We start from the raw sequence: 19,801 nt of genomic DNA, 5'->3' as shown, positions 1-19,801 counted from the left end.
TGGGGGGTGGTTTTGGTGTGGTGGCACAACCCCCTCGGCCGGGCCCGGGGGGGGCCCGCCCCCCCCCCCCCCGGCCGGGGGGCGGCCCCCCCCACGTCCACGAGGACACCGCCCGCGTGGGCGATCAGCTCCTTGGGCTCCATCGGGAAGACGGCGTGCGGTGTCCCGGCCGCCGCCCACACCACGTCGTGGGCGAGCAGGGAGCGGTCGGCCAGGACGCGGGTGCGGGTGCGGTGGCCGAAGGGGGGTACGCCGCCGATGGCGTAGCCGGTCGCCTCGCGTACGACGTCCGCCTTGGCGCGGGTGACCCGCTCGACGCCCAGCTCGGCCCGGACGCGTTCGACGTCGACGCGGGAGGCGCCGTCCATGAGGACCAGCACCGGCACGCCGTCGGCGGCGAAGACCAACGACTTGCAGATCTGGCTCAACTCGCACCCGATCGCCGCGGCGGCCTCGGCGGCGGTGCGCGTCGCCTCCGGGAAGCTCCGGACGCGGGCACCCACCTCTTCGAGCCCCAACTCCCGCAGTGCCGCGGCGAAACGGGGACTGGCTCCATTCGTCATGCGGGGCACGCTAGCGGCGGGTGTCGGCCGCACGCGACCGGGTTTGGCGGCGCCGGGCACAAGGAAGCCGGTGAGGGCGCCCCGTCCCCACGGAACCCTCACCGGCTGGTCTTGCGCGGAGGCGGTACGTCAGCCGCGTACCGCCTCCCGGTACGTCAGGCGCGTACCAGTTCCTTGTCGTCGTCGCGGTCGGCGTCCTTGTCCGACAGCGCGCGCAGGCCCTCGCCCTCGACGTCCACGTTCGGCATGACGCGGTCCAGCCACTTCGGCAGCCACCAGGCCTTGCGGCCCAGGAGCGCCAGGACGGCCGGGACGATCGCCATGCGGACCACGAACGCGTCGAAGAGGACCGCGATCGCGAGGCCGAAGCCGATCATCTTGACCATGGAGTCGCTGGAGCCGATGAACCCCGAGAAGACGGCCATCATGATCACCGCGGCGGCGGTGACGACGCGCGCCCCGTACTTGAAGCCGGTCACCACGGCCTGTCCGGGCTGCTCGCCGTGGATGTAGGCCTCGCGCATCCGGGTCACGAGGAAGACCTCGTAGTCCATGGCCAGTCCGAAGACCACGCCGACCATGAAGATCGGCATCATCGACATGATCGGGCCGGTCTCCTCGACGCCCATCAGTCCCGACAGCCAGCCCCACTGGAAGACCGCGACCACCGCGCCCAGCGCCGCCATCACGCTGAGCAGGAAGCCGAGCGCCGCCTTCAGCGGGACCAGGATCGACCGGAAGACCACGATCAGCAGCAGGAACGCCAGGCCGACCACCAGGATCAGATACGGCACCAGCGCGTCGTTCAGCTTCTGGGAGATGTCGATGTTCATCGCCGTCGTGCCGGTGACCAGCACCTCCGCGCCGGTGTCGGCCTGGATGTCGGCACCGGTGTCACGCATGGCGTGCACCAGTTCCTCGGTGGTGACCGAGGACGGCTTGGAGTCGGGGATGACGGTGATCGTCGCGGTGTCGCCCGGCTTGTTGGGCGCGGCCGGGGTCGCCGTCACGACGCCTTCCAGGCCGCCCATCTTCTCGGACACGTCGTCGAAGACGCCCGTCGCGTCCTCGCTGCCCTTGGCGTCGACGACGACCATCAGGGGGCCGTTGAAGCCGGGGCCGAAGCCCTCGGAGAGCAGGTCGTAGGCGCGGCGCTGGGTGGTGGACGTCGGCTGCGAGCCGTCGTCGGGCAGGCCCAGTTCCAGGGAGGCGGCCGGGACGGCGGCGGCACCGAGGCCGATCACACCGAGCAGCAGGACGGCGACCGGGCGGCGTACCACGAAGCTGGCCCAGCGGGTGCCCATGTTGGCCTTGCCCGGCTGCTTCGGGGTGCGCCCGCCGCCGAGCAGCTTGCTCTTCTCGCCCGCGGGACGGACCTTGCGGCCCGCGTAGCCGAGCAGCGCCGGGATCATGGTGAGGGCGATCAGTACGGCGATGGCGACCGTGCCCGCCGCCGCGATGCCCATCTTGGTCAGCATCGGGATGTTCACGACGGACAGGCCGACCAGGGCGATGACGACGGTCAGGCCCGCGAAGACCACCGCGGAGCCCGCGGTGCCGACGGCACGCCCGGCCGCCTCCTCGCGCTCCCGGCCCTCGGCGAGTTCGGCCCGGTAGCGGGAGACGATGAACAGCGCGTAGTCGATGCCGACCGCGAGGCCGATCATCGAGGCCAGGATGGAGGTCGTGGAGCCCAGGTCCAGGGTGCTGGCCAGCGCGGTGATCGAGGAGACGCCGATGCCGACGCCGATGATCGCGGTGAGCAGCGGCAGTCCGGCCGCGAGCAGCGAGCCGAAGGTGATGACGAGGACGACCGCGGCGACCGCGATGCCGATGATCTCGCCGGTACCGGTGTGCGGCACCGCCTGCAGGGCGTCACCGCCGATCTCGACGGTCAGGCCCGTCTCCCGCGCGTCCTCGGCGGCCTGCTCCAGCGCGTCCTTGGTGGACTCCTCCAGCTCCATGCCGGAGACGTCGTACCTGACCTGCGCGTAGGCGATCGTGCCGTCCTCGCTGACGGCGTCCGCCTTGTACGGGTCGGCGACGGAGGTGACCTCGGAGCCGTCGGACAGCCCCTGGACGGTGTCCTCGACGGTGGCCTTGTGCGTCGCGTCGGTCATCTTCTCGCCCTCGGGGGCCTTGAAGACGACTCGGGCGGTGGCGCCGTCGGCGCTGGTCCCGGGGAAGCGTTCTTCCAGCAGGTCGAAGGCCTTCTGGGCCTCCGTGCCGGGCACCGAGAAGGAGGTGGAGCCGGGGGTGGGGGCGCTTGCCGCGCCGACGCCGGCGAGCGTCAGCAGCGCCACCCAGATCAGGGCGACGAGATGCCGTCGCCGGAAGGCGAGCCGGCCGAGTTTGTAGAGGAACGTGGCCACGAGGGCGTACTCCCGGTCAGGTCGTGGGATGTTCGGGGCAGGGGTGATCAGCCCGGCGGGGAGTGTGGGTGATCGGGCCCGACGACGTGAGCGGTCGCGTCAGGTGGTGCTGAGGTCGTGCTCAGGTGGTGCCGCTGTGCTTGCTCAGGTGGTCGGGACGCCGAGGGCGGGGAGGATCACGGCGTCGATGTACGAGATGAGGAACTCCTGGGTCGGCGGCAGTTCGTCGATCAGGGTCCGGGTCGCGAAGGCGCCGAGCATCATGTGCACGATGTAGCCGAGCGCGGGGTTGTCCGCACGGACCTCACCCCGGTCGACGGCGCGTCCCAGCACGCGCCGGAACTCCTCCAGCTCGGGCTGGATCAGGAACTCCCGGAAGGCCTCGAGGAGGTCCGGGTTGCCGTGCACCGCCATGGCCAGACCGCGCATCAGCGCGGCGTTCTCGGCGATCGTGCAGTCGTCCTCACGGGTCACCAGCGCGACGAAGTCGCCGCGCAGCGAACCGGTGTCGAGGTCGGCGATGCTGCCCGGCTTGAGGTGCCGGATCGCCTTCGCCACCAGCTCGGCCTTGCCGCCCCACTGGCGGTAGAGCGTGGCCTTGCTGGAGCGGGTGCGGGCGGCCACGGCGTCCATGGTCAGGGCGTCGTAGCCGACCTGACGGAGCAGGTCGAGCACGGCCCGGTACAACTCGGCCTCGCGCTCGGGCGTGAGCCGACTGCGGCGCACGGTCGCGACCTCGGTCATCTCACTCACCCTCCCACTCCGAACGATACGGTTTCGTACACGTCGAGCATAGCGCACCCCCGCCAGCGAAACGAGACAGTTTCGTACGTGTCCTGCGTCACTCCGGCCGGTGGTGCCGGGTGGCTCCCCCCGGGCCCGCGCCACGCCGCCCCTGCCGGTGGTCACACGCCGCCGCAGCCCAGCCCCGCACCACGCCACCGAGGCGATCCGGCGGCCGTCCCCGCCGGTGGTCATGCGCCGCTCCCCCGCCGGTGGTCATGCACCGCCCCACCCCGACCCCGCACCAGGCCGGTCGTCACGCGCCGCCCCACCCCGCCCCCGCCCCCGCCCCCGCCCCCGCCCCCGCCCCCACACGAGTTGCCCCACCCCCGCCCCCGGAAAAGCATGGGGAGGGTGAGCTATCTGCGCATGCCCCACATCAGCGGTGACCTGCTCTGCTTCGTCGCCGAGGACGACCTCTGGCTGACCGGTCTCGACGGTCCGGGCCGCGCCTGGCGGCTCACCGTGGACCGCGCCAAGACCGGCCACCCCCGCTTCTCACCCGACGGCCGCCGGATCGCGTACACGAGCTGGCGGAGCCTGGTGCCGGAGATCCACCTGGTGCCGGTGGACGGCGGCGAGAGCCGTCGGCTGACCTACTGGGGCAGCCCCGACACCCAGGTCCGCGGCTGGACACCCGACGGCGAGATCCTCGCCGTCGCCTCGCACGGCGAACCCTTCTCCCACTTCACCTGGGCCTACAAGGTCGCCACCGACGGCGAACCCGGCCGCAAGCTGCCCTGGGGCCCGGTCAGCGACATCCAGGTGGCCGACATCGCCGACGAGCGCAGGTCCCTGCTGCTCACCGGCACCCCACCGCACGAACCCGCCGCCTGGAAGCGCTACCGGGGCGGCGCCACGGGCCGCCTCTGGCTGCACGGCGAGCGCCTGCTCGAAGGCATCGGCGGCCACCTCGCCTGCCCCATGCTGGTCGGCGGCCGGGTCGCCTTCCTCTCCGACCACGAGGGCGTCGGCAACCTCTACTCCTGCGCCCACGACGGCTCCGACCTGCGCCGCCACACCGACCACGACGCGTGCTACGCCCGGCACGCCGCCAGCGACGGCACCCGCGTCGTCTACCAGTGCGCGGGCGACCTGTGGATCGTCGAGGACCTGGCCGCCGACGCCAAGCCGCGCCGCCTGGACGTACGGCTCAGCGGCCCGCGCGCCGGACGGCGCCCGTACCAGGTGCCCGCCGCCCAGCACGTCGACGGCGTGTCCGTCGACGAGACCGGCCGGGCCAGCGCCGTCGTCGTACGCGGCAGCCTGTACTGGCTGACCCACCGCGACGGCCCCGCACGGACGATCACGGACACGCCCGGCGTACGGGTGCGGCTGCCGGTGATGCTCGGCTCCGGCGGGCAGGTGGCGTATGTGACGGACGCGGAGGGCGAGGACGCGATCGAGATCGCCTACCTGCCGCGCGCCACCGGCGACCGCGAGCCCCGGCGGCTCGCGCCGGGCGAACTGGGCCGGGTCCTGGAGATGGTCTCCGATCCGGAGGGCGGACGGCTCGCCCTCGCCGCGCACGACGGACGGCTGCTGCTGATCGACGCCACCGAGGACTCCAACGGCGAGGTCACCGAGCTGGTCCGGTCCGTCAACGGGCCGGTGCGCGACCTCGCGTTCTCCCCGGACGGCGCCTGGCTGACCTGGTCCCACCCCGGGATCGGCCGCACCCTGCGGCAGATCAAGATGGCCCGCATCAAGGACCGCTTCGTCGTCGACGTCACCGGCGGTCGCTTCGAGGACGAGAACCCCGTCTTCACCTCCGACGGCCGCTATCTCGCCTTCCTGTCCTGGCGCGGCTTCGACCCGGTGTACGACGTCCACACCGGCGACCTGTCCTTCCCGCTGGGCTGCCGTCCCTACCTGGTGCCGCTGTCCTCGGCGACCCCGTCCCCGTTCGCCCTCAGCCCGGACGGGCGCCCGGCGGCCGGGGGCCTGGACCCGGTGGAGGACGAGGCGGGCGCCGGGGAGGCCGGGGCCGTCACCGTGGAACTGGAAGGGCTGGAGTGCCGGGTCACCCCCTTCCCGGTGACCGCGTCCAAGTACTCGGCGCTGTTCCCGGTCGCGGGCGGCGGGCTGGTCTGGCTGCGCTGGCCGATCTCCGGCGCGCTCGGCGAGACCTTCGCCAGCCCCGACGACACCACCGGCCGCCCCACCCTCGAACACTTCAGCATCACCAAGGCCAAGCGCACCGAACTCGTCGCCCACCTGGACTGGTTCGCCGTCAGCGGCGACGGCTCCCGGCTGGTCGTCGTCGACGAGGGCGACCTGCGCGCGGTCCCGGCTACCGAGTCCGGCGACAGCGACACCACCGTCTGGATCGACGTACGCAGGATCATGCACGGCGTCGACCCCGGCGCCGAATGGCGGCAGGCCTATGAGGAGGCCGGGCGGCTCATCCGCGCCTACTTCTGGGACCCGGGGATGTGCGGCATCGACTGGGACGCGGTGCTCGCGCAGTACCGGCCGCTGGTCGAACGGGTCGCCTCCCCCGACGAGTTCGCCGACCTGCTGCGCGAGGTGCTCGGCGAACTGGGCACCTCGCACGCCTACGTCACCCCCGCCCGCCGCAACGAGGGCCCGCCCCACTACCAGCGCTGGCAGGGCCTGCTCGGCGCCAACTTCGTGTGCCGGGACGGCCAGTGGATGGTCAAGCGGATCCTGCCCGGCGACTCCTCCGACTCCAAGGCCCGCTCCCCGCTGGCCGGTTCCGGCATCCGCGAGGGCGCCGTGCTCACCCATGTGGACGGACGGCCGGTGGACCCGGTCACGGGACCGTACCCACTGCTCGCGGGGGCCGGGGGGACGACCGTGGAGCTGACGTTCACCCCGGCGGAGGGCGTCGCCGGACGCGCCCGCCGGGTGGCCGTCGTCCCCCTCGTCGACGAACGCCCCCTGCGCTACCAGGACTGGGTCGCCAAACGCCGTGCGGTCGTACGGGAGTTGAGCGGCGGCAGGTGCGGCTATCTGCACATCCCCGACATGGGCGGCTCCGGGTGGGCGCAGTTCAACCGGGACCTGCGGATGGAGGTGTCCCGGCCCGCGCTGATCGTGGACGTGCGCGGCAACGCGGGCGGCCACATCAGCGAACTCGTCATCGAGAAGCTCACCCGCACCATCCTGGGCTGGGACCTCACCCGCAACGCCCAGCCGGTGTCGTACACCTCCAACGCCCCGCGCGGGCCGGTCGTCGCCCTCGCGGACGAGGCGACCTCCTCCGACGGCGACATGATCACCGCCGCGTTCAAGCTGCTGAAGCTGGGGCCGGTGGTCGGGCAGCGCACCTGGGGCGGCGTCGTCGGCATGACCGGGCGGCACCGGCTCGGCGACGGCACGGTGATCACGGTGCCGATGAACGCGGCCTGGTTCGACGCCTACGGCTGGTCCGTGGAGAACGAGGGCGTCACTCCCGACCTGGAGGCCCTGCGCACCCCGCTCGACTGGGCCGAGGGCCGCTACGCCCAGCTCGACGACGCGGTACGCCTCGCCCTTGACCTGCTGGAGACGCACCCGGCGTCCACGCCGCCGGACCTCGGCGCGGTACCGGACCGGTCGCGCCCGGAGCTGCCGCCGCGGGCACAGCGGTAGCGGGCACGGAAGGAGGGGGGCTCCCTCGGCACAGCAGGAGGGGTGTCCCCTCGGCACGGCAGGAGAGGGGCTCCCTCGGCACGGCAGAAGGGATGCCCCCTCGGCACGGCAGGAGGGGTGTCCCCTCGGCACAGCACAAGGGATGCCCCGTCGGCACAGCACAAGGGATGCCCCCTCGGCACGGCGGAAGGGGTGCCCCCTCGCGGGAACACCCCTTCTACTCGGAACCGGACCGACGTCAGACGTCGTAGTCCTGGTCGAACCGCTCCTCGTCCTCACGCTCGCGGTCCTGGCGCGAGCGCTCGGTGCCGGGGCGCATGTGCTCCGGCTGATCGCCCTGCTGCCGACCGCGCTGCTGCTGGGACCGCTCGCGGGTCTCGTCCATCTTCTCCTTGGCCTGCTGCTGCCACTGCTCGGCCTGGTCCTGGAACTTGTCCTTCATACCCATGTGGGTTCACTCCTGTGGTGAATGAGGTTGTGGGGCCTCGTGGGCCCCGACCAGATTCACATGGGCCGTGACGCTGCGCATGTCGAGCACTTACGCTGCGTAGCCCTGGCCTGTTCGTCGGCGGCGCCGCCCGCGCCGACCAGCCCCGTGCGCAGCCCTTCGAGCCGGTCCCCGAACCGCCGCATCTCGCGCTGGCCCACCGTCCCGATCAGCGCGGGCAGCGCGCCGCGCACCCCCTGCATCCCGCGCAGCCACCACTGCCCGTACACATGGCTGGAGCGGCGCTCGATCCCGGCCACGATCCGGTCCACCGCCGGACCCAGCGGATAGGTCTTGTTGGACGGCCACGGCAGCCGCTGCCGCAGCTCGCGCATCACGTCCGTCTGATCCGCCCCGCGCACCATGTCGGTGTCGGTCCACGACAGATACGCGACCCCGACCCGCACGCCCTTGTAGCCGACCTCGGCGCGCAGGCTGTGCGCGTACGCCTCCACACCGGACTTGGAGGCGCAGTACGCCGTCATCATCGGCGCCGGGGTGAGGGCGGCGAGGGACGCGATCTGGAGCAGATACCCACGGCTCGCGGTGAGCAGCGGCAGGAAGGCGCGGGCCGTGACCGCCGAGCCGATGAGGTTGACCTCGATGACGCGGCGCCAGGCCTCCGGGTCGGACTCGGTGAAGGGACCGCCGCTGGCGACGCCCGCGTTGGCGACCACGATGTCCACCTTGCCGAAGCGCTCCTTGACCTCGCGGGCGACCTCGGCCATGGCCTCGTGGTCGGTGACGTCGGCGTGCCAGCAGTCGCTGTCGCCGTGCAGCCGCTCGGCGACCCGCTTCAGCTCGTCCGGCTCCAGACCCACCAGCGCCACGCTCGCTCCCCGCGCGGACAGCTTGCGGGCCAGCAGCTCACCGACGCCGCGCGCGGCTCCGGTGACCACCGCGACCTGCCCTTCGAGACTCACTCTGGTCATGCGCCCTCCCTGACCTTGATGTACGTGGTGACGAGTTCGCGTATCTTCCCGGTGACCAGCTCGGGTGCCTCCATGGGCGTCATATGGCCGAGGCCCGGGGCCACGGTCAGCCCGACGCACCGCGGCAGCGCGGCGGCGATCGACCGCGCGTGCACCGGTGGCGTCAGCCGGTCGGCGGTGCCGACCAGCACGGCCGTCGGCGCGGTCAACTGCCGTACGCCGTGGTCGAGGTCGAGCAGGTCCAGTACGTGCGACCAGGCGTGCCGCACCCGGCGCGGGCAGGCGTGCACGATCCGGGCGCACGCGTCCACCACGTGCGGTGCCGAACCGGCGCCCATGGTGCCGTACTTGAGGATCCGGCGGGCCAGCGGCGTGACCGGCCCGAGCGGCGCGCGCGAGCCGAGCACCTTGCGGGTGAGCCAGGTGCGGGCCCGTCCCGGCCGCATCGGCAGCACCGTCGACTCCGCGACCAGCCGCGAACTGCCCGTACTGCACAGCAGCACCGCGGCGGCCCGCTCCCGCACGGACTCCCGCCCGGCCGCAGCGAGCACCGTCATGGCCCCCATGGAGTGCCCGACGACCACGGCCCGCTCACCGGGCGCGAGGGTCGCGTCGAGTACGGCTTCCAGGTCGTCGGCGAGGACCTCGGTACTGCAGGCCGCGCTCGCCGGGGTGCGTCCGTGGCCGCGCTGGTCGTAGGCGATGACCCGGTGGTCGACGGCCAGGGCGCGGATCTGGGCCGCCCAGAAGGCGGTCGAGCAGGTCCAGCCGTGGGCGAGGACGACGGCCGGGGCGCCGACGGCGCCGTGCACCTCGACGTGCAGGGGGGTGCCGTCGGCGGAGGTGGCGGTGAGTTGGCGGGTGGGGGCGGGTGGGGCGTAGGGCCCGGTGGTGACGTACGGGAGGCGCCTCATATGGCGGCCTCTTGGGCCGGGGTGACGGGGGTGCTCCCTTGCTCGACCGGCCGCAGCACGTCGTACTCCCCGAGGTCCACCCGCCGCGTCGCGCGCCGGAACTCCGCGGTGGTCCCGGGCCAGACGGTGGTGTTCCGCCCGCTGGCGTCGAGGTACCAGCTCGTACAGCCCCCGGTGTTCCACACCGTGCGCTGCATGCGCTCCTGCACCATGCCGTTCCAGGCGGCGACGGCGTCGGGGCGGGCGTCGAGGGCGACCCGGCCGCCGAGGACGGTGAGCTGGCGGAGGTAGTCGGCCAGGTAGTTCAGCTGGGACTCGATCATCAGGATCATGGAGGAGTTCCCGAGGCCGGTGTTGGGCCCGATGATCGTCATCCAGTTGGGGAACCCGGCCGCCGACGCCCCGCGCAGCGCCTCCATGCCGCCCTTCCAGGTCTCGGCGAGGGTGTGTCCGTCGGCGCCGACGACGCGCTCGGCGATGGGCATGTCCGTGACGTGGAACCCGGTGCCGAAGACGATCACGTCGGCCTCGGTCTCGGTGCCGTCGGCGGCGACGAGGGTGGACCCGCGCACCTCGGTCAGCCCACTGGCGACGACGTCCACGTTGGGCTGCGCGAGCGCCGGATAGTAGTCGTTGGACAGCAGGATCCGCTTGCAGCCGATGCGGTAGTCGGGGGTGAGCTTGGCGCGCAGGGCCGGGTCCTTGATGGCGCGGGCCATGTTGCGCTTGGCCAGTTGCTCGACGAAGCCCAGCTCGCCCGGGTGCTTGGTGAAGGCCTGCACCTGAAGCTCCCGGATGCCCCACAGCAGCCCTCGGCGCAGCTGGGTGGTGAAGGGCAACTGCCGGTGCAGGGCGCGCTCGAAGCGGCTGATGGGCCGGTCCACGCGGGGCATCACCCAGGGCGGGGTGCGCTGGAAGAGGGTGAGGCGGCCGACCTCCGGCTGGATGGACGGCACGATCTGGATGGCCGACGCGCCGGTGCCGACCATGGCGACCCGCTTGCCGCGCAGGTCGTGGTCGTGGTCCCAGCGGGCGGAGTGGAAGACCTTGCCGGGGAAGGAGTCGAGGCCGGGGATGTCCGGGACCCTGGGGTCGGACAGCGGCCCGGTCGCGGAGACGACGACATCGGCGGTGAGCGTCCCGGAGCTGGTCTCGACGACCCAGCGCAGCCGCTCCCGGTCCCAGCTCATCTTCTTCACCTCGGAGTTGAGGCGCAGGTGCGGGCGGAGCCGGAAGGTGTCGGCCACGTGCTCCAGGTAGGCGCGGATGTGCCGCTGCCCGGAGAAGGTGCGCGGCCAGTCGGGGTTGGGCGCGAAGGAGAAGGAGTACAGGTGGGACGGTACGTCGCAGGCGCACCCGGGGTAGCTGTTGTCCCGCCAGGTGCCACCGACGCTGTCGGCCCGCTCCAGGACGACGAAGTCGGTGATCCCCTCCCGACGCAGCCGCACGGCGGCCCCGAGCCCGCCGAACCCGGACCCGACGACGGCCACCCTTACGTGTTCGTGCTCGGCCATCCGTTGCCTCCACACTCGTCCGAACTTGTCCGAACCTGCTGACCTCATGAGGTGATTCCGCCAGTGAACACTGGCGCAATGGGGAGCGTAGAGGAGGCGGCTACTGATGGGTAGGGGTTGGGGACAGGAAAGTTACCGCCGGTACGACCTAGAGTCGGGGCGTGACCGAGAAGCGTGAGTACCGCATGGAGGAACTGGCCAGGCTGGCGGGCATCACCGTCCGCACGCTCCGCTTCTACCGCGAGCGCAAGCTGATCCCGCCCCCGCGCCGGGAGGGCCGTATCGCCTGGTACGACGACCACCACCTGGCCCGGCTGCGTACCATCGCCGCGCTGCTGGAGCGCGGTCACACCCTCAGCGGCATCGCGGAGTTGGCCGACGCCTTCGACCACGGCCGCGACGTCGGCGATCTGCTGGGCTACGGCCCGCCCACCGAGGAGACCCCGGTCCGGCTCACGCCCGAGGAACTCGCCGCCCGCTTCGAGGGCGAGGTCACCCCGGAGAACCTCGCCGCCGCGATGGACCTCGGCTACCTCGGCACCGACGGCGACGAGATCGTCCACATCAGCCGCCGTCTGCTGGACGTCTCCTCGGCCCTGGTCCGCGAGGGCATCCCGCTCGCCGACGTCCTGACGGCGGGCGCCCGCGTCCGCGAACACGCCGACGCCCTGGCCGACCTGTTCGCCGAGATGGTCCTGCGGCACGGCAGCGAGAAGGACCTCGAGCGCCTGCGCCCGCTGGCCCGCAGCGTGGTGGAGGCGGAACTGTCCCTGGCCCTGGACAGAAGGATGCGCCGCTAGAGCCGCCGCCTACCGCTCGTAGACCACCGTCACCGGCGCATGGTCCGACCACCGCTCACCATGTGTGGCGGCACGCTCCACGACCGCCTTGACGGCCCGTCCCGCGAGGGAGGGCGTGGCCATGTGGTAGTCGATCCGCCAGCCGGTGTCGTTGTCGAACGCCCGCCCCCGGTACGACCACCAGGAGTACGGCCCCTCCGCATCGGGATGCAACGCCCGTACGACGTCGACGTAGCCACCCCCCTCGGGCGCGAGCACCTCGGACAGCCACTCCCGCTCCTCGGGCAGGAACCCGGAGTTCTTGGTGTTCCCGCGCCAGTTCTTCAGGTCGGCCCGCTGGTGGGCGATGTTCCAGTCACCGCAGACCAGCACCTCACGCCCGTCGGCGGCGGCCCGCTCCCGCAGTTCCTTCAGATAGGCGAGGAACTCCCCCATGAAGCGGACCTTCTCGTCCTGCCGCTCGGTGCCGACCTCGCCGGACGGGAGGTAGAGGGAGGCGACCGTCACACCGGGCAGATCGGCCTCGACGTACCGCCCGCTGCCGTCGAACTCGGCCGACCCGAAGCCGACCCGCACGGCGTCGGGCTCACGGCGGGTGTAGAGGGACACCCCGGCCCGCCCCTTGGCGGCGGCGGGCGCGTGCACGGCATGCCAGCCCTCGGGCGCCCGGACGGACTCACTCAACTGCTGCGGTTCGGCCCGCACCTCCTGCAGACACAGCACATCGGCGGCGGTGTCGGCGAGCCACTCCACGAAGCCCTTCTTCGCGGCGGCCCGCAGGCCATTCACATTCACGGAGGTCACAGTCAGCACCGGGGCACCATACCCTTACCTTGGACAAAGTCCAGATCCGGGCAGCACACCGCCCGGAACCCATCCTCTCGAATGAATATACAATCCCCCGCATGCATATACGCCCGGTCCCCTTCGACCACCCCGACGCCCTCAAGCTGAACGACGAGGTCCAGGCCGAGTACCACGAGCGCTACGGCGACGGCGGCGACGCCACCCCGCTCGACCCGTCCGACTTCCGGCCGCCCAACGGCGTCTACCTCATCGCCTACGACGACCAGGACCGCCCCGTCGCCACCGGCGGCTGGCGCAGCCAGGACAACAACGGCGAGGGCAACGAGGACGGCGACGCCGAACTGAAGCGCATGTTCGTGATCCGCCCCGCACGCGGCCTCGGTCTGGCCCGGCGCATCCTCGCCGCCCTGGAGGACGACGCCCGCGGGGCGGGCCGCACCCGCATGGTCCTGGAAACCGGCACCCAACAGCCGGAGGCCATAGCCCTGTACACCTCCAGCGGCTACGAACCCTGCGCCAAGTTCGGCTATTACCGCTTCCACGACGCAAGCCGCTGCTTCGCGAAGGCGCTGTAGGACGCAGTGGGGCGCTGTAAAGCCCCCCGAACACGATGAAGCCCCGGTCGGTTTCCCGACCGGGGCTTCATGCTGCGTGGACCTGAGGGGATTTGAACCCCTGGCCCCCTCGATGCGAACGAGGTGCGCTACCGGACTGCGCCACAGGCCCTTGCAACGAGTGAAACCTTAGCACCCCGATCGGGGTGCTTGGAAATCCGTTCCGGGTGCGCTCCCGGTCAGAGCGGGTGCGGGCGGGCGGGGCGCTACTCGTTGGCCGCGCGGGGGCGGTCGCCGTCCTCGTACTGGTCGAAAAGCGGGGTGCGGCCGCGCTCGCGGGCGCGGCGGGCGGAGGCGGCGCGGCGGCGGGCGTCGCCGCGCTCGGTGTCCGGAGTGCGGTCCGGGGAGGCGGCGGCCTCGGGCTCCTCGCCCTCGTCCTGCTGCTCCGGGCCGACCGGGCCCGAGCGGGCCGAACTCCAGGCGTCGGGGGCGCCGAGGTCCACATCGGGGGTGGCCCGCGGTGCGACCGGCGCGGTGACATACGTCGGCAGGGGCACCGGCACCGGGTCCCAGCTGTCGCCCTGCCCGGGCCGCTGCTGCCGCTCGCGCTGCTGGTCGACCCACTCGGCGTGGTCGGTCTGCTCGACCAGCGCGCGCCGGTCGGCGGCGAGAGCGGTCAGCCCCGGGTCGGCCTCCGGCTCGGGTCCCTCCTCCTCGGGCTCGTCGGCGTCGACGGCCGTGGACGCCGGGCGGCGCGGGGCCCGGGCGCGCTCGCGCAGATGCTGGGCGGCGGCCTCCGCGCGGCGGCGGTCCATCTGGTACGTGAAGCGCCGGCGCTCCTGGGAACGCAGATACGCGATGTACGCGCTGAGCAGCACGGCGGGCACGCCGGGCGCCCACAGGAACGCCAGCCCGCCGACGGCCGCGACGATCGCGCCGAGGGTGAAGGCGAGAAAAAGCATCACCGTCGTACGTCTACGGCGCGCGAGCACCTTCGAGCGCCGGGCGCGCGCCGCGGCCGCCTCCGCGCCGGCGTCGGGTGCGCGCCGGGCGGACGGGACGCGCCGGGGCTTCGGGGCCGGGGCGGGCTCGGGGGTCCGGGCGCGCTCCGGGGTCTGGACCGGTGCCTGGGTCTGCGGACGGGCCGGGGGCATGGCGAAGGCCCGGACGTCCACCGAGTCGGTGACGGCGTCCGGGTCGCCGGGGCCGGGCTCCTCCTGGTCGGCGGAGCGCGCCCGCAGGTCCTTGGCGTATCGGCGCTCCATGGCCCCGCGTCCGGACAGCAACCGGATGGCAGTGCTGAAGCGTTCGGTCGGACGGGCCTCGTTCAGCTCGTCCTGCCTACGGAGCCACATCGGCACCAAGTAGGCGGCCCAGGCCCCGACGATGACTGCGTAGATGAGGCCGCTGCTGCTCACGCCTCACACGGTAGAGGGGTTCGCGTGAGGCCATCCGCCAATTGGGCCGGTGTGTCGCACGATCTGGCTGATATTTCGAACTTTTTTTGTGACCGATGCGATCAGCGGCCTGCCGGAAGCGTGAATTCTGGGTCGTTCGGCGACCACATTCGAACGTTTATTCAATTCCCGCATTGTGCGCGCGTTTGCGCCGCCAGCGGCTGAGCAGGCCCTCGGGGACTTCCTCCGCGGTGAGCGCGAAGACCAGGTGGTCGCGCCAGGCCCCGTCGATGTGGAGATAACGGGGCCTGAGGCCCTCCTCGCGGAATCCGAGTTTCTCCACGACCCGGCGGCTGGGGCCGTTCTCGGGGCGAATGCAGACCTCGATGCGGTGCAGTCCGACCGTGTGGAAACAGTGGTCGACGACCAGGGCGACGGCCGTGGGCATCACACCGCGTCCGGCCACCGCCTCGTCCACCCAGTACCCGACATGGCCCGAGCACATCGAACCCCAGGTGATTCCGGCGACCGTCAGCTGGCCGACCAGCCTGCCCTGGTACTCGATGACGAAGGGGAGCATCCGGCCCGCGTTCGCCTCGGCGCGCAGGTGCCGCACCATCTGGCGGTAGGTCGGCCGGTGGGTGATCGGGCCGCCCGGCGAGGGCGGCGGGATGGTCGCCTCCCAGGGGCGCAGCCAGTCGCGGTTGCGGCGGTTCACCTCGCGCCAGGCCCGCTGGTCGCGCAGCTTTATCGGCCGGAGGACGACATCGCCCTCCGCCAGCTCGACGGGCCAGGATGGGCTGTTCAGCTCGCACCCCCATGACCGGCCGGTCTGGGGTGGTCGCCGCCGCGCAGCTGATCGACGGCGTGCACCAGCAGCGGCTCCAGGACGGCCAGCCCGTCCCGCACTCCGCCCGTGGAGCCCGGCAGATTGACGATCAGCGTGCCGCCCGCCACTCCGGCCAGGCCCCGGGAGAGCACCGCCGTCGGCACCTTGTCGCGGCCGTGGGCGCGGATGGCCTCCGCGATGCCCGGCACCTCGTGGTCCAGGACGGCGCGGGTGGCCTCGGGGGTGCGGTCGGTGGGCGAGATGCCGGTGCCGCCGGTGGTGACGATCACGTCGTACCCGGCGTCGACCCCGGCGCGCAGGGCCGCCTCGACCGGGTCGCCGTCCGGGACGACCTGGGGGCCGTCCACCGCGAACCCGAAGCCGCGCAGGCCGTCGGCGATCAGCGGGCCGCCCTTGTCCTCGTAGACCCCGGCCGCCGCCCGGTTGGAGGCCGTGACCACCAAGGCTCGGTACGTCATGCCCGGCTCCAGTCGCCCGACTTGCCGCCCGTCTTCTCCTCCACCCGTACGTCCGTGATGACCGCTCCCTTGTCGACCGCCTTGACCATGTCGATCACCGTCAGCGCGGCGACCGAGACCGCGGTGAGGGCCTCCATCTCCACGCCCGTGCGGTCGGTCGTCTTCACCGTGGCGACGATCTCCACGGCGTCGTCCGCGACCGACAAGTCCAGTTTCACACCCGACACCGACAAGGGGTGGCACAACGGGATCAGGTCCGGGGTGCGCTTGGCGCCCATGATGCCCGCGATCCGCGCGGTGGCCAGCGCGTCGCCCTTGGGGACCCCCTCCCCGCGCAGCAGCTCGATCACGCGGGGCGAGACGAGGACGCGTCCGCTCGCGCGCGCGGTGCGCGCCGTGACGTCCTTCTCCGATACGTCGACCATGCGGGCCGCGCCCGCGTCGTCGATGTGCGTCAGTCTGTCCTGCGTACTCATGCTTCTGGGGCGCTCCCGGTCCGCGGTGGCCCGGTGCGGTGCGGCGCGCGGGCCTGTCGTCCGCGACACGGTACCCCCAACCGGCGGCCGTCAGCCGAGCAGGACCACCTCGACCTCGCTGCCCGGGTCGACGCTCGTGACGTCCTCCGGGACGACGATCAGCGCGTCCGCCTGCGCGAGCGCGGCGACCAGATGCGATCCGGCGCCGCCGACCGGGGTGACCTCGCCGTCGGCGTACGTGCCGCGCAGGAACTGTCTGCGGCCCTTGGGCGACGACAGCGCCTGCCCGGCGGTGAGGGTCGCGCGGGCGCGCGGGCGGTGCACGTCCTTCAGGCCCATCAGGGTGCGGATCGCGGGGCGCACGAACAGCTCGAAGGAGACGTACGACGAGACCGGGTTGCCCGGGAGGGCCAGCAGCGGGGTGTGGTCGGGGCCGATGGAACCGAAGCCCTGCGGTTTGCCGGGCTGCATGGCGAGCTTGCGGAACTCGATGCCACTGCCGGGCTCGTCCGCGTCGCCGACGTACGACAGGGCCTCCTTGACGACGTCGTACGCGCCCACGCTGACCCCGCCGGTGGTGACCATCAGGTCGGCGCGGACCAGCTGGTCCTCGATGGTGGTGCGCAGGGTCTCGGCGTCGTCGGCGACGGCGCCCACGCGGTAGGCGATGGCCCCGGCGTCGCGGGCGGCGGCGGTGAGGGCGAAGCTGTTGGAGTCGTAGATCTGACCGGCGGCCAGTTCCACGTCGGGCTGGACGAGTTCACTGCCGGTGGAGAGCACCACCACGCGCGGGCGGGGGCGGACCCGGACCGTGCCGCGGCCGATGGCGGCGAGCAGGGAGATCTGCGGCGGCCCGAGGACGGTCCCGGCGCGCAGGGCGCGGTCCCCCGCCCGCACGTCGCTGCCCTTGGCGCGCACATGCGCGCGTGCCTCGGCCGGGCGGTACACCTGGACCTGCCCGGACGCCGCCTCGGGGGCCAGGCTGCGGGCGCGCATCCCGGTGACCGGGCCCTCGCCGAGGCCGCCGTCGGTCCACTCCACGGGGACGACCGTCTCGGCGCCGGGCGGCAGCGGGGCGCCGGTCATGATGCGGGCGGCCTGGCCGGGGCCCACCTGGAGCAGCTCGGCCTGGCCCGCCGCGACGTCCCCGATGACCTCCAGGGCGGCCGGGTACTCCTCGCTCGCGCCCGCGACGTCGGCGACCCGGACCGCGTACCCGTCCATCGAGCTGTTGTCGAACGGCGGCAGGGAGACCGGCACCGTGATGTCCTCGACGAGGACGCAGCCCTGGGCGTCGAGCAGTTGCAGCTCGATGGGGTCGAGGGGGCGGACCGTGTCGAGGATGTCCTCCAGGTGCTCGTCCACCGACCACAGGTGGTCCGGGCCCGGGTGATCCGGGTGACCCGGGTGACCGGCGTGGTCCGAGTGGTCGGACTGGTCCGAGTGGTCGGAGTGGTCCGGGTGGTCCGGGTGGTCCGGGTGGTCCGGGTGGTCCGAGCCTGGCCGGTCCGGTCCTGGCTGGTCCGGTCCGGTGGCGCGGGGCGCGGCGGTGCTCAAGGTGGCTACATCTCCTCGGTGACGTAACTGCGAAGCCAGGTCCGGAAGTCCGGGCCCAGGTCTTCACGTTCGCACGCGAGTCTGACAATGGCACGCAGGTAGTCGCCGCGGTCACCGGTGTCATAGCGGCGGCCCTTGAAGACGACGCCGTGCACCGGTCCGCCGACCTTCTCGTCCTGGGTGAGCTGCTGGAGGGCGTCGGTCAGCTGGATCTCGCCGCCGCGGCCGGGCTCGGTCTGACGCAGGACGCCGAAGACGGCGGGGTCGAGGACGTAGCGGCCGATGATGGCGTAGTTCGACGGGGCGTCCGCGGCGTCCGGCTTCTCGACCAGGCCGTTGACCTTGACGACGTCGCCGTCCTCGGTGGTCTCGACGGCGGCGCAGCCGTAGAGGTGGATCTGCTCGGGCGCGACCTCCATCAGGGCGATGACGCTGCCCCCGTGCCGCTCCTGGACCTCGATCATCCGCTTCAGCAGCGGGTCGCGCGCGTCGATCAGGTCGTCGCCGAGCAGGACCGCGAAGGGCTCGTCGCCGACGTGCGGGGCGGCGCACAGCACGGCGTGTCCGAGGCCCTTGGGGTCGCCCTGGCGGACGTAGTGCATGGTGGCGAGGTCGCTGGACTCCTGGACCTTGGCGAGCCGCTCGGCGTCGCCCTTCTTCCCCAGGGCGGACTCAAGCTCGTAGTTGCGGTCGAAGTGGTCCTCCAGGGGGCGCTTGTTGCGGCCCGTGACCATGAGGACGTCGTCCAGACCGGCGGAGACGGCCTCCTCGACCACATACTGGATCGCGGGCTTGTCCACGACCGGCAGCATCTCCTTGGGAGTGGCCTTGGTCGCTGGCAGGAACCGGGTGCCGAGACCTGCCGCGGGGATGACAGCCTTGCTGATCCTGGGGTGTGACTGAGTCATGCCGGACACCATAACCGGTGCCTTTGTGCGAAATCTGAGGCTCCGATCAGATGGCTCATATGAGCGCATTGACAAGGGAAACGGGAGCGACAGGTGCGCCACAGCGGATCTCCAGCCGAGCCTGACAAGCGTACGTTGCGGCGGGAGTTCCTCTCGGTGAGGAACAGGTTGACGGCGGATGACGTGCGGGAACACGGCGTGGCGCTGGCCCGGCACGCGCTGGGGCTGCCCGAGTTGGCGCACGCGCGCACGGTGGCGGCGTATGTCTCCGTGGGGAGCGAGCCCGGCACGCTCGCGCTGCTGGACGCGCTGCGCGCGCGGGGCGTGCGCGTCCTGCTGCCCGCGCTGCTGCCGGACAACGACCTGGACTGGGGCGAGTACACCGGCGAGGGCTCCCTCGCGCGGGTCCAACACGGCGGGCGGATGGCGCTGTTGGAGCCCGTCGGCGAACGGCTCGGCCCCGACGCCGTCACCGCCGCCGACGCCGTGCTGCTGCCCGGCCTCGCCGTCGACGCGCGCGGGATGCGCCTGGGGCGCGGTGGCGGGTCCTACGACCGGGTCCTCGCCCGGCTGGATGGCGCGGGCGTCCGTCCCGCGCTGGTGGTGCTGCTGTACGACACGGAGGTCGTCGACCGTGTCCCCGAGGAGCCGCACGACCGGCCGGTGCGGGCGGTGGTGACGCCGTCGGGGGTGCGGCGGTTCGGCTGAGGACGGCACGCGCGGGTGCGCGCACGGGAGCGGGCCCACGCCCCCGCCCGCGTCGCCGGCCCCCCGGGCGCCGGGCAACCGACGGCTCACCCCACCGCGGGGACGGTGGGCGCCCCCAGCGGGG

The 19,801-nt window shown here is 72.5% G+C and carries 17 protein-coding genes, 1 tRNA gene and 1 pseudogene; 4 read left to right on the top strand and 15 right to left on the bottom strand.

The genetic code is table 11. The features are described from left to right. Positions 1-92 precede the first annotated feature (92 nt). The 3 genes and pseudogenes from ACFVQG_RS25880 to ACFVQG_RS25870 all read right to left on the bottom strand — a co-directional run. Positions 93-563, bottom strand: a pseudogene (locus ACFVQG_RS25880) (YbaK/EbsC family protein); the annotation flags it as partial. 155 nt (positions 564-718) lie between these two features. Further along, positions 719-2,935: an MMPL family transporter gene (locus tag ACFVQG_RS25875; protein WP_383387798.1), complete on the bottom strand. Its 2,217-nt coding sequence runs from the start codon at positions 2,933-2,935 to the stop codon at positions 719-721. Positions 2,936-3,079: 144 nt separating this feature from the next. Then, the gene (locus ACFVQG_RS25870; RefSeq protein WP_383387796.1) at positions 3,080-3,679 is read right to left on the bottom strand and encodes a TetR/AcrR family transcriptional regulator; all 600 of its coding nucleotides are present in this window, start codon (positions 3,677-3,679) and stop codon (positions 3,080-3,082) included. A gap of 393 nt (positions 3,680-4,072) precedes the next feature. Here ACFVQG_RS25870 and ACFVQG_RS25865 point away from each other — a divergent pair, with 393 nt between their 5' ends. Continuing rightward, entirely contained in the window at positions 4,073-7,315 is a 3,243-nt protein-coding gene (locus ACFVQG_RS25865; protein WP_383387794.1) for a S41 family peptidase, read from the top strand. A gap of 238 nt (positions 7,316-7,553) precedes the next feature. Here the strand turns inward: ACFVQG_RS25865 and ACFVQG_RS25860 are convergent, their stop codons facing one another. From ACFVQG_RS25860 to ACFVQG_RS25845, 4 genes are read right to left on the bottom strand one after another with little or no spacing between them, the layout of a single operon-like run. Next, complete coding sequence (locus ACFVQG_RS25860; protein ID WP_383387792.1) at positions 7,554-7,763, bottom strand: hypothetical protein; 210 nt, start codon at positions 7,761-7,763, stop codon at positions 7,554-7,556. A 56-nt stretch (positions 7,764-7,819) separates the two neighbouring features. Next, the gene (locus tag ACFVQG_RS25855; protein ID WP_383387790.1) at positions 7,820-8,734 is read right to left on the bottom strand and encodes an SDR family oxidoreductase; all 915 of its coding nucleotides are present in this window, start codon (positions 8,732-8,734) and stop codon (positions 7,820-7,822) included. Next, positions 8,731-9,648 (bottom strand): alpha/beta fold hydrolase, encoded by a 918-nt coding sequence (locus ACFVQG_RS25850; protein WP_383387788.1) that lies wholly within the window; start codon positions 9,646-9,648, stop codon positions 8,731-8,733. Before ACFVQG_RS25850 ends, ACFVQG_RS25855 begins: the two co-directional genes overlap by 4 nt. Next, on the bottom strand, positions 9,645-11,162 hold the full coding sequence (locus ACFVQG_RS25845) for a flavin-containing monooxygenase (protein ID WP_383387786.1): 1,518 nt from the start codon (positions 11,160-11,162) through the stop codon (positions 9,645-9,647). The genes ACFVQG_RS25850 and ACFVQG_RS25845 overlap by 4 nt, the downstream gene beginning before the upstream one ends. A gap of 161 nt (positions 11,163-11,323) precedes the next feature. Here ACFVQG_RS25845 and ACFVQG_RS25840 point away from each other — a divergent pair, with 161 nt between their 5' ends. Next, entirely contained in the window at positions 11,324-11,962 is a 639-nt protein-coding gene (locus tag ACFVQG_RS25840) for a MerR family transcriptional regulator (RefSeq protein WP_383387783.1), read from the top strand. Between the two features lie 9 nt (positions 11,963-11,971). Here ACFVQG_RS25840 and ACFVQG_RS25835 read toward each other — a convergent pair whose 3' ends face one another. Then, positions 11,972-12,775: an exodeoxyribonuclease III gene (locus ACFVQG_RS25835; RefSeq protein WP_383387781.1), complete on the bottom strand. Its 804-nt coding sequence runs from the start codon at positions 12,773-12,775 to the stop codon at positions 11,972-11,974. A gap of 92 nt (positions 12,776-12,867) precedes the next feature. Here ACFVQG_RS25835 and ACFVQG_RS25830 point away from each other — a divergent pair, with 92 nt between their 5' ends. Beyond that, positions 12,868-13,344, top strand: a complete 477-nt coding sequence (locus ACFVQG_RS25830) for a GNAT family N-acetyltransferase (RefSeq protein WP_383387779.1) — start codon at positions 12,868-12,870, stop codon at positions 13,342-13,344. A gap of 77 nt (positions 13,345-13,421) precedes the next feature. Here the strand turns inward: ACFVQG_RS25830 and ACFVQG_RS25825 are convergent. The 7 genes from ACFVQG_RS25825 to galU all read right to left on the bottom strand — a co-directional run bounded on the left by ACFVQG_RS25825 (position 13,422) and on the right by galU (position 18,969). Further along, positions 13,422-13,495 (bottom strand) — tRNA-Ala (locus ACFVQG_RS25825). Between the two features lie 94 nt (positions 13,496-13,589). Then, on the bottom strand, positions 13,590-14,741 hold the full coding sequence (gene glpR / locus ACFVQG_RS25820; protein ID WP_383387777.1) for a gephyrin-like molybdotransferase receptor GlpR: 1,152 nt from the start codon (positions 14,739-14,741) through the stop codon (positions 13,590-13,592). A gap of 157 nt (positions 14,742-14,898) precedes the next feature. After that, positions 14,899-15,528: a GNAT family N-acetyltransferase gene (locus ACFVQG_RS25815; protein WP_383388108.1), complete on the bottom strand. Its 630-nt coding sequence runs from the start codon at positions 15,526-15,528 to the stop codon at positions 14,899-14,901. Next, entirely contained in the window at positions 15,525-16,028 is a 504-nt protein-coding gene (locus ACFVQG_RS25810) for a molybdenum cofactor biosynthesis protein B (RefSeq protein WP_383387775.1), read from the bottom strand. Before ACFVQG_RS25810 ends, ACFVQG_RS25815 begins: the two co-directional genes overlap by 4 nt. Next, on the bottom strand, positions 16,025-16,504 hold the full coding sequence (gene moaC, locus ACFVQG_RS25805; RefSeq protein WP_383387773.1) for a cyclic pyranopterin monophosphate synthase MoaC: 480 nt from the start codon (positions 16,502-16,504) through the stop codon (positions 16,025-16,027). The genes ACFVQG_RS25810 and moaC overlap by 4 nt, the downstream gene beginning before the upstream one ends. Positions 16,505-16,594: 90 nt before the next feature. Next, positions 16,595-17,869, bottom strand: coding sequence for a gephyrin-like molybdotransferase Glp (glp, locus tag ACFVQG_RS25800; protein WP_383388105.1), 1,275 nt, complete (start codon positions 17,867-17,869; stop codon positions 16,595-16,597). Positions 17,870-18,066: 197 nt separating this feature from the next. Next, a complete protein-coding gene (galU, locus tag ACFVQG_RS25795; RefSeq protein ID WP_383387771.1) occupies positions 18,067-18,969 on the bottom strand; it encodes a UTP--glucose-1-phosphate uridylyltransferase GalU in 903 nt (300 codons plus the stop codon). A 93-nt stretch (positions 18,970-19,062) separates the two neighbouring features. Here galU and ACFVQG_RS25790 point away from each other — a divergent pair, with 93 nt between their 5' ends. Next, positions 19,063-19,677: a 5-formyltetrahydrofolate cyclo-ligase gene (locus ACFVQG_RS25790; protein ID WP_383387769.1), complete on the top strand. Its 615-nt coding sequence runs from the start codon at positions 19,063-19,065 to the stop codon at positions 19,675-19,677. Positions 19,678-19,801: the final 124 nt, after the last annotated feature.

It is taken from the genome of Streptomyces sp. NPDC057877 (assembly GCF_042796855.1).
Classification (GTDB): domain Bacteria; phylum Actinomycetota; class Actinomycetes; order Streptomycetales; family Streptomycetaceae; genus Streptomyces.
This window is presented reverse-complemented; position numbering and strand designations above follow the sequence as displayed.